Below are 13,846 nucleotides of genomic sequence, written 5' to 3' on the forward strand. Positions count from 1 at the left end.
CACGTGCCGGGATGTCGACCGATCTGCGACGACTGCGGCATGGACACGGTGTCTCAGACCGAGACCGAATGGTTCCGGGTCTGGGACAGGGTTTGGGCCGAGACCGGGCTGGGCGAGTACGACGCCGTTCTGTGCGTCGGCTGCCTGGAGGACCGCCTCGGCCGGCAGTTGACGCCCGCAGACTTCTCGAGAGCCGATGTCAATCAGCCCTCACTCATCATGAGTGACCGGATGCTCGACCGGTTGGGGTACAAGAAGCTGGAGTACCCCGTCGACGACGCCAACGCATCCCGGCCGGAGGGGTAACGGGGGTCTACAAGGCTCGACCGGTGGCAACCGGCGGCGCCGGCCCACTTTGTGCCTTAGAGACAGCATCTTATTCCGGCTAATTCGCTGGTCTCAGGCAGGCGTATTAGCTAATCAGCCGCACCGCTCAGCCCGCCATTGTCCGTAGTCAGATGCTCTGATCCACTGAGCTACGAGCGCTGGTCGTGGTGCGAACTGAGGGTCTACCGGCGGCCGCTCGCCGCCATCGCAGCAGCTTCTCGTCGTGGTCAGCCGTCGTGAGGTCCGCTGACTACTACAAGGAGCGACGCCACCCGCGCCCGGCAGCCGCACCGGCACGGCCGGACAGACTAGAGGCGGTCGGCCGGGCTAAGCCGCTCATGCTCGGCGTGGGCTCGGGCAACGCTCGTGGAGGCGGCATGGCGCCGGGCCATCGTGGAGTCCTTCCATCCGGCGATGGCCATGAGGCCCTCCTCGCTCCCACCCTGTGCCTTCCAGGTGTGTGCGAAGTAGTGCCGGAGGAGGTGAACGTGGAACCCCTCGACCCCGGCGAGGAGCGCCCGGCGCCGGAGGGCCTGGTCCACTCCGGCATCGGTCAGGTGACCCCGCCGGCCGAGCCAGAGCCAGGGAAGGCAGGCGTGGGGGTGCCGGGGCCTGGCTCGTAGGTAACGGTCGAGGCTGACCGCCGTCTGGGACCCGTACCGGACGACCCGGCTACGCCCCCCCTTGCCCCGGACAACCGTCGCCGTGCCGGCGTCGAGGTCGATGTCCTCGACCTGCAGGTCCGCAAGCTCCCGCAGCCGGAAGCCGCAGTCGATGAACAGCCGAACGATGGCGAGGTCCCGCCGGTCCTCGAAGCTCCGACCCTCACACGCCTTCAGGAGGGCACGGACGGACGCATCCGACAGAACCGGCACCGGCTGCTCGGGGATACGAGGGGGCCGCATACGGGCCATCGGCGAGGCAGCCACCTCGCCCTCCTCCTCCAGCCACCTCCAGAACAAGGCACAGGCCCGGTACTGAAGGGCGACCGTCGCCGCCTTCCACCGGGCTAGCTGGTCCTCGATGAACGCCTCGACGTGCTCCCGCCGGACCTTGGCCGCTTCGGTCGGCATGCCGTGCTCGGCGAGGTGGTCGGCCATCCGCTGGACGGCGTCGGTGTAGGTGCGGACCGTCGAGGCCGACAAGGCCCTAGCCCGCAGGTGTCGCCTCCAGGACCCGATTAGGGCCTCCAGGTCGCCGAGTTCCCGCCATGTTGAGCAGTTGTACCACGAGCGTGCGTCGTGCTCAACCACAAGGCGTGAGCACGCCCGTGTTCGAGCAGTTCAGCGGGGGTATCGGCGCCTGCTACAGGTTCGACGGTTCGTGGTTCTATTGGGTGTTGAAGGGTCATTCTGGCGCCTGACCCCGCTCGAGCAGGTCGTCCAGGCGGCTCCGCGTGACCGCCCCGGTGACCCGGTCGACCACCCTCCCGTCGCGACCCACGAGCACGGTGACGGGGAGGCCCACGAACGCGAACGAGCGGCGCAGCGAGGCACCCGGGTCGTAGGCCGACGGGTAGTCGACGCCGCGGTCGGCGAGAAAGCGCACCGCTTCGGCGCGGTTGTCCTTCACGTCGACGCCCACGATCGCCACCTTGCCCCCCAGGCGCTTGTCCGCGGCAGCGAGGAGGGGCATCTCCTGGCGGCAGGGCGTGCACCACGTGGCCCAGAAGTTCACGAGCACCGGTTTACCGCGCAGCGCGGCGAGCACGACGCGCGCCCGGCCGGGACGCACGTCGGGCAGGTCGATCGCGGGCGCGAGGGTACCGACCAGCGCCACGCGCTCACCCCTGTGCCCGCCCGTGAGCAGCAGCGACAGCACCACTGCTCCGCCGATGACGGTCGCCGCGACCAGAGCCACGACTCTTCGTCTGGTGCTCAACTCAACGATGGGCGACCGCCGCTTCGACGACGACCGTGCCTCTCATCTGTGGGTGGACGTCGCACCGGAAGAAGTACCGGCCCGCCGCAGGCGCGGTGAACTGGAAGTCCTGCGAGATCGGGCCCGGGATGGGGTCGAACGAGAAGATCCTCTTGTTGAGGGTGGCGTCGTTGTAGATGGCCACGTTGTGCGGGACGGGATCCTCGTTCTTGAAGTGGAGGATTGAAGGGCTGTCGGCCCGGAACTGGAGCACGGACTTGTTGAACTTGAGGTCCTTGGCCCGCACCGACGCCGGCGCGGTGAACCCCGAGCCCTCGGCCTTGTGCTCACCCAGGCCGGCAGCCACGAGTCCGCCCGCGAGGAAGAGCGCCCCGATCACACCCATCGCCGCGACGAGCGTGGACGACGAGATGTTCGGCTTGGAAGCCACGAGCGTGCCGCCCCCGAGGACGAGGAGGGCGACCACGATCGCAAACGTCGTCGATGCGTTCGCCGAAGGGACCGCGAGCAGGATCCTCGACATGAAGAAGATCAAGGTGCCGATGAAGAAGAACCCCATCAGGGGCAGGCCGATCGGCAGCAGGTTGATCGTGCGCCCGCTGCGCTCGCCCGACATCGATGCCAGCCAGCCGCCGATGACGATGGCCCCGAGCGCACAACCCGAGATCGATGCCGCAGGCCCGATGACGAGGCCGCTCAGAGCCAGGCCCGCGGCGGCCGCGCCGAGCAGCGCCCAGCCCCCGCCCGCAGGTGCAGGCTCGTGCCGCACCCGCCGCGGCTCGGCCGCGGGTGCGTCGGCCGCGACGGGCGGGGCCACCTCGTTGTCTCGGTACCGCTGGAGCGTGATCCCGACGACGCCCGCCGCCACGCACAGGAACAGGAGGAGCGTCACGCCGGCGTCGTCGGATGACGCGGCCGCATAGAAGAGTCCGACCCCGAGACCGACGGCGGCAAGGGGCAGGAACACCTTGGAGGAGTCGGTCAGCAACTACTTCCCCATCACGTAGAAGACGCCGTACGCCGCGAGCCACACCAGGTTGGCCCAGTGCCAGAACAGGGTGGTCGCCGCGACCGCGTCGTGCTCGTCCGCGCTGAACTGGCCCGCGATCGTGCGTCCGAGCACCACACCGAGCAGAACCACCCCGGCGATGGCGTGGAGCAGGTGGAAGCCGGTGAAGAGGACGAAGAGCGTGGAAAACGCGTTGGCGCCGATCTTCAGTCCTGCGTGGGTCATCAGATAGGACTGGCCGTTGGCAATCGCGACCGCGAGCAACAGCGTGAGGCCACCCGCCGTGACCGCGGTACGACGGTCGTCACGGCGAGCCGCCCACAACATCCACGCGGCAGAGAACGACGACATGACTGCCGTGAGCACGAGCATGTTGGGGAGGTACGTGCTCAGGTCGACACCTTTGGGTCGCCACGGGCCGGGGACGTCGTCGACCGCCAGCGCGGCGGCGACCAGCGCACCGGTGGCCATGGCGCTTGCGGCGACGAACATCGCGGTGGCAAGCACCGACGCGCCGCGGCGGCTGAGCTCGGGCCGCACGTCGGCCGGTGCCGCGGGCAACGCGGGTGTCGGCGAGGACGGCGGAGGCGCGGTTGCAACTGCCATCAGCCGCCGGTCCCGACGTCGAGCAGGTCGAGCAGGGGCCGCTCGGAGCGCACCTCCGGGAGGACGTCGAAGTTGTGCGGTGGTGGGGGCGACGCGGTGGTCCACTCGAGCGTGTGCCCCTGCCACGGGTCGCCGCCACCCGCCGTCTCACCGTCGCCCGCGACCGCCCGCCGCCGCACGATGACGGCGCCCGCGGCCGCGACGAACGCGACCAGCCCGAGCCCGAGCAGGCATCCCCCGGCGGTGGCGATCACGTTCGCCGCCTGCCAGCTGTGGTGGGTGGGGTAGCGCGGCGTGTGGCGGGGCATCTGCTGCAGCCCGAGCACGTACATCGACAGGTTCGTCACGTGGGTGCCGAGTATGACCCCCACGAGGCCGAGCGCGGCCGCGCCCTCGGGCAGCCGCCGACCCCAGAGCTTCGGTGCCCAGTAGACGATCGCGGTGAGCAGACCGAGCGTCGCGGCATCGAAGAACAGGTAGTGCTGCACCGCGACGGTCCAGTAGGTGCCGTTGCCCATCCGGCTCGTCGGCGCGACCGCGGCGATCGCGGCACCGGGCAGCCCGAGCAACACGACCGACGCGATGCCGAGGCTGCCCAGGAGTGGCGCGCCGAGCTGCGGGCGCCCGAGACGGAGGCTGGCGAGGCAGGTGAGGAGCAGCACCGCGACGGGACCGAGTATCGCGAGGCTGGTCGCGGAGAAGAACCATCGCGGCAGGCTCGGGTCACCTGGGAGCTGACTCCCCCAACCGACGAACGCGAGCGCGCCGATCGCGACCATCGCCCCGGTGACCATGGCATGGCCGGCGCGGTTGCCACCGAGCCGCGTGCGCGTGAAGACAGGGACGATCTCGCCCAGCACGCCAAACGCGGGCAGCACCAGCGCCCACATGGCCGGATAGGCGAAGAACCAGAACAGGCGTGCCCACACGAGCGGGTTGCCGCCGCGGCCGGCGTCGAAGACCCGGCCGCCGTAGTGGTGATCCGCGAAGAGGAGGCCGAGGCCCACCAGCAGCACGGGCGTCGCGAGCAGCAGCATGGCGCACGAGACGAGCACCGAGAAGCTGAAAGGGGGTACCCGGCGCAGCGTGAGACCGGGAGCGCGCAGCAGCACGATGGTCGCGACGATGTTGATCGCGGCGACGATCACCGCCCCCGCGACGAGCATGAGGCCGAGCATCAGGAGCTCGGGACCGTCGCCCGGCGCCTGAGCGCGGCGAGCCACGAGCGCGCCGAGCGTCCAGCCTGTGCCCAGCACCCGGCCCTTCACGAGCGGCGCCGCGAGAACCATCCCGCCGCCCGAGGTGAACAGACCGAGGGCGAGCGGCGCGAGTCGGGGGAACGCGAGACGAGTGGCGCCGATCTGCAGCGGGACGAGCACCGTCGCCAGGCCGATCCACGCGGGGAGCAGGAACAGGAACAGGCTGTAGGTGCCGTGCAGGGTGAGCAGTCGCGTGTAATCGACGTTCGTGACGACGTCGAGGTCGGGCGCGGCGAGCTGGGTGCGCATGATCATGGCGACCACGCCACCTACCAGGAGGAAGACGAGCGCGAGGGCGAGATGCAGCTTGCCGATCAGCTTGTGGTCGGCCAGCTTGTCGGCTGCACCCGGGGCGCGCCCCGCGGAGGCGGGGGGAACGGGTGGCTCCGGCGGTGGTGCGGCCGGCGCTTCCGCATCGGTCTCGTGACTCGTGTCGGTGATCGCCATACGTCGGTACCGGGCGGGGACTCTATACAGCCGTAACGTCTCCTTCGAGTTGGCGCCTCTGCGGCACGGCCAGCAGCATGAGGGGGTGACCCGGTGGTCGTTCGACCCCCTCACCGTGCCGGCACTGGTCGTGGCTGCGATCTCGTACCGCCGCGCCGAGCGCACGGTGGCCGCCGCTCACCCCCGACACGTGGTCGCCCCGGCCCGTCGCCGATCGTTCTTCGCGGGCTTGGTGGTGGTGGCGGCCGCCGTCCTCTCGCCCGTGCACGCCTACGCGAACGAGCGGTTCGTCGTGCACATGGTCCAGCACCTCCTGCTCACATTCGTCGCCGCACCTCTTCTCGTCATCGGCGCGCCGCTCACGCTGGCGGTACGCGCCGCGTCACCGGAGCACCGCCGGCGGCTGTTGCGGGTCCTCAACGGGCCGGTCGTCACCCTGCTCGGGCACCCGGTGGTGGCCTGGGCCCAGTTCGCGGCGGTGATGTGGGCGACACATTTCTCGGGCTTCTTCGAGGCGGCCGTCGAGAACCCGTGGCTGCACGCGCTCGAGCACGGGCTCTTCCTCGGGTCGGCCGCGCTCTTCTGGTGGCCGGCCCTCGGCGAGTCGACCGGTCGCTGGCGGCTCAGCCATCCGCTCCGACTGCTGTACGTGGCGCTGGCGATGCCGCAGAACACCTTCCTCGCGGTCGCCATCCTGTCGTCGGGCCGGGTGCTCTATCCCCACTACCGGTCGCTGGCCGACCAGCGTCAGGCCGGCGGTGTGATGTGGGTCGCCGGCGACGTGGTGCTGCTCGTCGTGGTGCTCCTGCTCGCGGCCGCGTGGGCTCGCCACGAGGAACAGACGACACGCCGGCGCGAGCGGCTGGCGGACGCGCGCGACGCGCCCGCGGTCAGCCGCGCAGGAGCTGATCGACCGCCATCGCCGCGAACAGCAGCGTCAGGTAGCTGATCGAGTAGCCGAACAGCCGCATGGCGCGTTCCGGAGTTCGGTCGCGCAGCAGCCGCACGGCCTGCCAGAGGAAGATCGCGCCGAGGACGATGGCGGCGACGAGATACAGGTCGCCCATGCGCGCGACCGGGTAGAAGACGAGGCTCGCCGCCCACAGGAGCACCGTGTAGACCACGATCTGGCGGGCCGTGCGCGTGAAACCGACGACGGTGGGCATCATCGGCACGTCGGCACGTCGGTAGTCGTCGCGGTAGCGGATGGCGAGCGCCCAGAAATGCGGGGGCGTCCACACGAAGATGATCGCGAACAGCACGAGCGGTGCCATCCCGAGCGAGTCGCGTACCGCCGCCCAGCCGACGAGCACCGGCACCGCGCCCGCCGCGCCCCCGATCACGATGTTCTGCCTCGACGTGCGCTTCAGCCAGAGGCTGTAGACGAAGACGTAGAAGAGGGTGGCGGTGACCGCCAGCACCGCGCTGAGCAGGTTGACGAGGGCCCAGAGCTCGGCGAACGCCAATAGCTCGAGCACGATGGCGAACGTGAGCGCGGCTCGAGGCGAGATCGCGCCCGTGACGAGCGGGCGGTTTCGCGTGCGAACCATGAGCCGGTCGATGTCGCGGTCGACGTACATGTTCACCGCGTTGGCGCCGCCTGCGGCCAGTGCGCCACCCACGAGGGTGGCGAGCACGAGCCGGCCCGAGGGCACACCCCGCGCCGCGACGACCATCGTCGGCACGGTGGTGACGAGGAGCAACTCGATGATGCGCGGTTTCGTGAGCGCCACGTAGGCGCCCAGCCGGGCCCGCCGCGTCAAGGGTTGTGCGGCGGCGGCAAGAGACATCGCTCCGACACTACGGGGCGCGGCCGAGATGCTCAAAGCGGGCACCCGGTCGTACGATCGCCTGACATGCGCACGTTCCGCCTCTCGCCGTGGGCCTACCGGCGCATCACGCTCGTGGCCCTGCTGGCGCTGGCGTTCATCATCGTCACCGGCGGCGCGGTTCGCCTGACCGGCTCCGGCCTGGGGTGTCCCGACTGGCCCGCGTGTGCTGACGGCCGCGTCGTGGCCGAGCGGTCCTTCCATCCGATGGTCGAGTTCGTCAACCGCGTCATCACGGGGGTCGTGTCGCTCGCGGTGATCCTGGCCGTGCTCGGGTCGGTGATACGCCGCCCCCGCCGGCGCGACCTGATCGTGCTCTCGACCGGGCTCGTGCTCGGGATCGTGGCGCAGATCGTGCTCGGAGGCGAGACGGTCAAGCACGACCTGGCGCCGCCCTACGTGATGGGCCACTTCCTGCTCTCCCTGCTCCTCGTCTGGGACGCCGTCGTGCTTCACCACCGGGCCGGTGAGGCCGGTGAGGAGGACGGCCCGCACCGGGGCCCCCGCCGACCGGTCGTGCCGCCCGAGCTGCTCGCGCTGGCCCGCCTCATCGTGGTGAGCGCCGCCCTGGCCATTTTCCTGGGCACGGTCGTCACCGGGGCCGGGCCCCATGCGGGCGACCCGACCGCGAGGCGCCTCGATCTCGACGTGGCCGACGTCGCCCGCTTCCACGGCATCAGCGTCATGTTCCTCCTGGCCCTCACCGTCGTGACCCTGTGGCGCCTTCGTCGCGTTGGGGCGCCGCCGGACGCCGTGCGCCGCGGCGATGTCCTGCTCGCAACGCTCGTGGCCCAGGCCGGGGTCGGCTACACGCAGTACTTCGCCGGCGTCCCTCCGCTGCTCGTCGGCATCCACATCGCCGGGGCGACGGCGGTCTGGGTCGCCGCGCTGCAGTTCAACCTCGGCCTCGTGCGTCGCGCCTCGGCCGACCCGCCGCCCACCGGGACGGCAGGTGACACCGGGGCGCCCGCGTACGCGCGAGCCTGGTAGCGATGGGTTGCCTCGAACCTTCGGTCGGGCTCCTGCCCACCGAGGTCAAGGAGCCGGTGGGCGGTCAGGAGGTCGTGCCCGACCGCCCGTGGGTCGTCGTGGTCTGGAACGACCCCGTCAACCTGATGTCCTACGTGACCTACGTCTTCCAGAAGCTCTTCGGCTACTCGAAGGAGAAGGCCACCCGGCTCATGCTCGACGTGCACCAGAAGGGAAAGGCGGCGGTGTCGAGCGGCCCGCGCGAGAAGGCCGAGCTCGACGTGTTCCGACTTCACGAGCACGGGCTGTGGGCGACGATGGAACATGACACCTAGACGGGTGGCGAGACGGGCCGACGGGCACTTCGACCTCGACCTGCCGCCCGAGGAGCGCACACTGCTGCGCTCGCTGCCCGCGTCGATGCGCCTCGCGCTCACCGAGGGCACGCCCGCCGACGACCCGGGCCTGGCGCGCCTCAACCCCAAGGCCTACCCGGCGGACGACGAGCTCGAGGCGGAGTACCGCGACCTGATCGGCAACGAGCTCGACGCCGGCCGCCTCGCCGCCCTCGACACGCTCGAGGCCACGGCCGACGCGCCGACGCTCGACGAGAACCAGATGGAGGCGTGGATGCGCGCCATCAACGACACCCGCCTGCTGCTCGGCACCCGGCTCGCGGTCACCGAGGACCGCGCGGGTCGCGAGGTGCCCGACGACCACCCCGACGCGCAGGCCATCGCGGTGTACGACTACCTCAGCTGGCTGGAAGAGCAGCTCGTCGAAGCCCTCTTGGACTAGCTGGTCGACGGGTAATAGCAGGCGCCGACCGAGCCGGGGCCGGTGTGCACGCCGACGCTCGGGCCGACTCGGTAGCGCACCACCTCGAGCACCTCGGCGGCGTCCGCCAGTCGTGACGCGAGCGCGTCGCCCAGCGGCCGGGTGCCCGCGGCGGCCACGCCGACGCCGACGCGAAGGGCGGTGCCCCACGCCTGCACGAACGACGCCATGACGTCGGCCGCGTCGTCGGGGTCGCGCGCCTCGCCGACCGTCTCGACGACACCGTTCACGAGTCGAAGCACCGGGATCGCGTCTCCGATGCGAGTGTCGGGTGACAGCCGGCCGCCGGCGCGCACGAGGTCGAGCGCCTCGACGATGAAGATGTTGGCGACGGTGCTCGCCACCTGCTCGGCCACCTCGGCCGCGTCCTCCAACGACGCTCCCGCCGCCACCGCCTCGGCCGCCTCCCAGAGACAACACGCCACACCGAAGCTGGCCGTGCCGGTGTCGACCAGTCGCACCTTGCGCACCGCGCTCTGCGCGGCGAGGCGAGCCGCGTTGATCGTGCCCGACACCGCCGAGCCGACGTGCACGGAGAGGATCTCGTCGACGCCGCGCGACGCGACGCGCGCGTAGGCCTCCGAGAACTGCCCCGGGCTCGGCTGCGACGTCGACACCTCCGGCCGGCCCGACTCGAAGCGCGCGTAGAAGCCGTCGGCGTCGATGTCGACACCCTCGAGGTAGGGCGTGCCGTCGATGGTCACGGTGAGGGGCACGACCTCGACGGTGTAGCGCTCGACCAGCTCGGCCGGCAGCTGCGCGTTGGAGTCGGTGACGAAGCCGATCATCGGACGCGGGGGCGAGCCACCATGAAGCGCGAGAGGATCACGCCGCTGGTCGCGACGGCAGCCAGCGGCAGCGCGGCCGACGGCTGCGGTCCCCACAGGTTCGGCCAGCCCCGCCGCCACCACACCACGCCCGCGCCCACCCAGGTGACCGACGCGGCCACGGTGGCCGCCAGCGCCTGCCGGCGCCAGCGCGCGGTCGCCAACGCCACGCCGAGGTCGATCGGGAAGTAGGCGGGAAACGTGGCCAGGCACTGGCCCGCGCTCGCCGCCACGCCCTTGCCGCCGCGGAAGCCGTTCCAGACCGGCAGGCAGTGGCCCACCACCGCGGCAGTCCCCCCGACGTGCGCGCCGACGGCGCCGGCGAGACGACTGCCGGTCGCGCATGCCGCGGCTCCCTTCGTCACGTCGGCGATCAGCACGCCGTAGCCCCAGCCCTTTCCCAGGACCGCCATCGCGTTGACCGCCCCCGGGTTCCCCGAGCCCGCGTCACGCAGGTCGGTCGCGCCACGCGTGGCGAGGCGCGCCGCGACATCGGCCGACGGGATCGTGCCGAGCGCATAGCCGGTCGTCGCCGCGGCGATCAAGCGGAGCATGCCTAAGGTTCGCGCGTGAACGTTCCCGTCACCGAATGCATCGCGGTCGCGCCGGGCGTCGAGTTGCAGGCGCGAACGTGGGGCGGCGACGAGATGCCCTTCCTGTTGGTACACGGCCTCGCATCGAACGCCCGCACCTGGGACGGCGTGGCCGGCCGGCTGTACGAGCACGGACACCCGGTGACGAGCGTCGACCTCCGAGGTCACGGCATGAGCGCCAAGCCCGACGACGGCTACGACTTCGCGACCCTGGCGAACGACCTGCTCGCGGTCCTCGACGATCTCCGTTGGGCGAACGCGGTGGTGGCCGGTCAGTCCACGGGCGGCAACCTCGCGATCGAGCTCGCGTCGCGAGCGCCGACGCGGGTCGCCGGCGTGGCGGGCGTCGACGGCGGCTTCATCGAGCTCCGGCACCGCTGGCCGCGGTGGGAGGACTGCGAGCGGGCGCTCGCCCCGCCTGTGCTCGACGGCATGCCGCGGTCCCGCGTCGCGGCCGCCATGCGCGTCGCCCATCGCGACTGGAGCGCGGAGGGGATCGAGGCCACGCTCGCGAACCTCGAGGTGCTCGCGGACGGCACCGTCCGGCCGTGGCTGACGCGGCCCCGCCACCTCCGGATCCTGCGCGCGCTGTGGGAGCACAGCCCGGCGGAGGTCATGGCCACGGTGGCAGCGCCCGTGCTGCTCGTGCCGGCCGACAGCGGCGACGACTGGTCTCGTGCCAAGCGCGTCGAGGTCGACCGGGCGGTCGCGTCCGGACGCGACGTACGCGTGCACTGGTTCTCGCAGGCAGACCACGACGTACACGTGCAGCACCCGGTGGAGCTGGCCGACGTCCTGCACGAGTGGGCCGTCCGTTCCGCCTCCGCGGCCGGTGGGACGGCACCGTCGTGACCCGGCTCCTCGTGATCATGGGTTCGGGCGAGACCAGCCCGACGATGATCAAGGTCCACCGCTCCCTGTTCGCGCGCCTCGGGGAAAGCGAAACCGCCGCGGTGCCGGCGGTGCTGCTCGACACGCCGGTCGGCTTCCAGGAGAACGCGGAGATCGTCGCGGCCAAGGCGGTCGAGTACTTCCGCGAGAGCGTCGGTCGCGAGGTGGAGGTGGCCACGTGGCGCAGAGGGCCGGCTGCCGACGACCCGCTCGGGTACGTGACCATGCTCACGCGCCTGCGCGCCGCCCGTTACGTGTTCGCGGGCCCCGGGAGCCCGTCGTACGCGCTCGCGCAGTGGGCGGGCTCCGACGTGCCGGCCGCGCTCGCCGAGAAGCTGCGTACCGGCGGATGCGTCACCTTCGCCAGCGCCGCCGCCCTCACGCTCGGACGCTTCACCGTGCCCGTCTACGAGATCTACAAGGTGGGCGAAGACCCCCATTGGCTCGACGGCCTGAACCTCGTGGCCGAGGCCGGGCTCGATGCGGTCGTCATCCCCCACTTCGACAACGCGGAGGGCGGCAACCACGACACCCGCTTCTGCTACCTGGGCGAACGCCGGCTGGCCCTGATGGAGCGGCTGCTCCCCGACTCGACGTTCGTGCTGGGGGTCGACGAGCACACGGCCTGCATCATCGATCTCGACACGGAGACGGCGACCGTCGAAGGGCGTGGTGGCGTCACCGTTCGTCGCGCGGGTCGGGTCTCGACGGTGACGAGCGGGTCGACGGTGCCTCTCACACAGCTGCGCGAGATGGCGGAGACCGGCGGCGCCCGGCCGGCCGGAACGCAGGCTCCATCCGCGCCACCGCGTCCCGCGGCCGCCGCGGCCGGAAGTCCGTTGCTCGAGGCGGTCAACGCGCTCGACCGCTCCTTTGACAACGCGCTCGCGCGTGGCGACGCCCCCGCGGCGGTGCGAACGGTGCTCGAGCTCGAGCAGACGCTCGTCGACTGGTCGCGCGACACGCTGCAGTCCGACGAGCTCGACCGCGGCCGCTCGGCGCTGCGATCGATGATCGTCCGCCTGGGCGAGGTCGCGCGCTCGGGCACGGCCGACCCACGCGACACGCTCGGCCCCTTCGTCGAGGCGCTTCTCGCGGCGCGTGATCGCGCCCGGGCCGACCGCCGGTGGAACGAGGCGGACGAGATCCGCGACCGGTTGGTGGCAGCAGGCGTCGAGGTGCGCGACACCCCCGAGGGGACCTCATGGGGCCCGGCGTAGGCGCTGCTATCGTGAGCTGCCCCCGCGGAGGCTCGTGCCCCCATCGTCTAGCGGCCTAGGACACCGCCCTTTCAAGGCGGCAGCACGGGTTCGAATCCCGTTGGGGGTGCTCGCAGCACGCCACGGTCCTGTGGTGCAGTTTGGAGTGCACGCCGGCCTGTCAAGCCGGAGGTCGCGGGTTCAAATCCCGTCAGGACCGCGCAACAAGAGTCACGACGCGGTCGGGTAGCTCAGTTGGTAGAGCGCGCGCCTGAAAAGCGCGAGGTCCGCGGATCGATCCCGCGCCCGACCACCGGAGAGATGCCGTTCCGACTCGCCTTGCTCAGAGGGCGACGAGGAGCTGTCGGGCGACGAACCAGAACGCGAAGACGACGAGCAGCGTCCCGAAGCTCTTGCGCAGCCCGTGCACCGGAAGCCGCTGGGCGAGCGCTCCGCCGAGCAGCGCGCCGGGCACGAGACCGGCGCCGAACACGCCGGCGACGAGCCAGTTGATGTCGCCGAGCACCGCGTGGGTCACGAGCGTCGGAACGGTCAGCGCGGCGGCGGCCACCATGCTCGTCCCCGCGGCCTCGTTCATGTCCAGCCCCAGCATGAGCAGGAAGAGCGGCACCAGGAGGAACCCGCCGCCGTTCGCGAGCAGACCCGACGCGAAGCCGATCGTCGCGGCGGCGACCACGACGAAGGCGGCGTTCGCCCGTCGGCGTCGAGTGGCGGCGTCGTCCTGAACGCCTGCCGCGGGCCGTAGCACCCGCACGCCGACCGCAAGGAGCACGATGCCCGAAAGAGCCAACAGCACGGTCCCGCCGATCCAGCGGCTGGTGAGCGCGCCGACGATCGACGCCGGGACCCCTCCGACGATCGTCCGACGGGCGACGGACCAGTCGACCTTGCCCCTCCGCGAGTAGGACCATGCGCCCGCCGCGGAGCCCGGCAGCAGTCCGGGCAGCGGTGCGACCACGGCAGCGAGCCCCTGCACGCCGAGGAGGGCGAGCACCGGGGTGGCGAAGGCGGAGCCGACGCCGAACAGGCCGTAGAGGACGCCCACGCCTCCTCCGGCGACCAGGATCCACATCGAAAGGCTCACGGGTCCATTGGACCGCTTTCCATTCTTATTCGTCCAACGAAAAGTATGGATAGATCCCATAAGCTAG

General features: G+C 71.2%; 16 protein-coding genes and 3 tRNA genes. 10 read left to right on the forward strand and 9 right to left on the reverse strand.

Translation table 11 applies throughout. From position 1 onward, the window contains the following. Positions 1-39 precede the first annotated feature (39 nt). The gene (locus E6G06_13510; GenBank protein TML89965.1) at positions 40-306 is read left to right on the forward strand and encodes a hypothetical protein; all 267 of its coding nucleotides are present in this window, start codon (positions 40-42) and stop codon (positions 304-306) included. A gap of 329 nt (positions 307-635) precedes the next feature. On the opposite strand, the gene E6G06_13515 is transcribed toward E6G06_13510, so the two are convergent. The 5 genes from E6G06_13515 to E6G06_13535 form a co-directional block, all read right to left on the reverse strand. Then, complete coding sequence (locus E6G06_13515) at positions 636-1,580, reverse strand: integrase (protein ID TML89966.1); 945 nt, start codon at positions 1,578-1,580, stop codon at positions 636-638. Between the two features lie 94 nt (positions 1,581-1,674). Further along, positions 1,675-2,217, reverse strand: coding sequence for a redoxin domain-containing protein (locus E6G06_13520; GenBank protein TML89967.1), 543 nt, complete (start codon positions 2,215-2,217; stop codon positions 1,675-1,677). Further along, positions 2,210-3,196 carry a hypothetical protein gene (locus E6G06_13525; protein ID TML89968.1) on the reverse strand — a complete coding sequence of 329 codons (987 nt, stop codon included), beginning with the start codon at positions 3,194-3,196 and terminating at the stop codon, positions 2,210-2,212. Before E6G06_13525 ends, E6G06_13520 begins: the two co-directional genes overlap by 8 nt. Further along, positions 3,197-3,823: a hypothetical protein gene (locus E6G06_13530; protein TML89969.1), complete on the reverse strand. Its 627-nt coding sequence runs from the start codon at positions 3,821-3,823 to the stop codon at positions 3,197-3,199. Continuing rightward, positions 3,823-5,529 carry a hypothetical protein gene (locus tag E6G06_13535; GenBank protein TML89970.1) on the reverse strand — a complete coding sequence of 569 codons (1,707 nt, stop codon included), beginning with the start codon at positions 5,527-5,529 and terminating at the stop codon, positions 3,823-3,825. The genes E6G06_13530 and E6G06_13535 overlap by 1 nt, the downstream gene beginning before the upstream one ends. On the opposite strand from E6G06_13535, the gene E6G06_13540 reads away from it, so the two are divergent. Beyond that, entirely contained in the window at positions 5,513-6,478 is a 966-nt protein-coding gene (locus tag E6G06_13540) for a cytochrome c oxidase assembly protein (GenBank protein TML89971.1), read from the forward strand. The two genes, E6G06_13535 and E6G06_13540, sit on opposite strands and share 17 nt — an antisense overlap. On the opposite strand, the gene E6G06_13545 is transcribed toward E6G06_13540, so the two are convergent. Then, positions 6,420-7,319 carry a protoheme IX farnesyltransferase gene (locus tag E6G06_13545; protein ID TML89972.1) on the reverse strand — a complete coding sequence of 300 codons (900 nt, stop codon included), beginning with the start codon at positions 7,317-7,319 and terminating at the stop codon, positions 6,420-6,422. The genes E6G06_13540 and E6G06_13545 overlap by 59 nt on opposite strands. A 66-nt stretch (positions 7,320-7,385) precedes the next feature. Here E6G06_13545 and E6G06_13550 point away from each other — a divergent pair, with 66 nt between their 5' ends. From E6G06_13550 to E6G06_13560, 3 genes are read left to right on the forward strand one after another with little or no spacing between them, the layout of a single operon-like run. Next, positions 7,386-8,348, forward strand: coding sequence for a heme A synthase (locus E6G06_13550; protein ID TML89973.1), 963 nt, complete (start codon positions 7,386-7,388; stop codon positions 8,346-8,348). Positions 8,349-8,350: 2 nt separating this feature from the next. Beyond that, positions 8,351-8,662, forward strand: a complete 312-nt coding sequence (clpS, locus tag E6G06_13555; GenBank protein TML89974.1) for an ATP-dependent Clp protease adapter ClpS — start codon at positions 8,351-8,353, stop codon at positions 8,660-8,662. Next, complete coding sequence (locus tag E6G06_13560) at positions 8,652-9,125, forward strand: DUF2017 family protein (GenBank protein TML89975.1); 474 nt, start codon at positions 8,652-8,654, stop codon at positions 9,123-9,125. The genes clpS and E6G06_13560 overlap by 11 nt, the downstream gene beginning before the upstream one ends. Here the strand turns inward: E6G06_13560 and E6G06_13565 are convergent. Together E6G06_13565 and E6G06_13570 are read right to left on the reverse strand one after the other, a co-directional pair. After that, positions 9,122-9,952, reverse strand: coding sequence for a DegV family protein (locus E6G06_13565; protein TML89976.1), 831 nt, complete (start codon positions 9,950-9,952; stop codon positions 9,122-9,124). The genes E6G06_13560 and E6G06_13565 overlap by 4 nt on opposite strands. Next, positions 9,949-10,545 (reverse strand): glycerol-3-phosphate acyltransferase, encoded by a 597-nt coding sequence (locus tag E6G06_13570; GenBank protein ID TML89977.1) that lies wholly within the window; start codon positions 10,543-10,545, stop codon positions 9,949-9,951. Before E6G06_13570 ends, E6G06_13565 begins: the two co-directional genes overlap by 4 nt. A gap of 15 nt (positions 10,546-10,560) precedes the next feature. Here E6G06_13570 and E6G06_13575 point away from each other — a divergent pair, with 15 nt between their 5' ends. The 5 genes from E6G06_13575 to E6G06_13595 all read left to right on the forward strand — a co-directional run bounded on the left by E6G06_13575 (position 10,561) and on the right by E6G06_13595 (position 12,990). Then, positions 10,561-11,436: an alpha/beta hydrolase gene (locus tag E6G06_13575; protein ID TML89978.1), complete on the forward strand. Its 876-nt coding sequence runs from the start codon at positions 10,561-10,563 to the stop codon at positions 11,434-11,436. Further along, positions 11,433-12,695, forward strand: a complete 1,263-nt coding sequence (locus tag E6G06_13580) for a hypothetical protein (GenBank protein ID TML89979.1) — start codon at positions 11,433-11,435, stop codon at positions 12,693-12,695. Before E6G06_13575 ends, E6G06_13580 begins: the two co-directional genes overlap by 4 nt. A 36-nt stretch (positions 12,696-12,731) precedes the next feature. Next, positions 12,732-12,804: transfer RNA gene (locus E6G06_13585), tRNA-Glu, on the forward strand. 15 nt (positions 12,805-12,819) lie between these two features. Then, positions 12,820-12,894 (forward strand) — tRNA-Asp (locus E6G06_13590). Between the two features lie 20 nt (positions 12,895-12,914). After that, positions 12,915-12,990: transfer RNA gene (locus E6G06_13595), tRNA-Phe, on the forward strand. 27 nt (positions 12,991-13,017) lie between these two features. On the opposite strand, the gene E6G06_13600 is transcribed toward E6G06_13595, so the two are convergent. After that, positions 13,018-13,839, reverse strand: coding sequence for a sulfite exporter TauE/SafE family protein (locus tag E6G06_13600; protein TML89980.1), 822 nt, complete (start codon positions 13,837-13,839; stop codon positions 13,018-13,020). Positions 13,840-13,846: the final 7 nt, after the last annotated feature.

The sequence above is a fragment of the Actinomycetota bacterium genome (assembly GCA_005888325.1).
In the GTDB taxonomy this organism is placed as follows: Bacteria; Actinomycetota; Acidimicrobiia; order Acidimicrobiales; family AC-14; genus AC-14.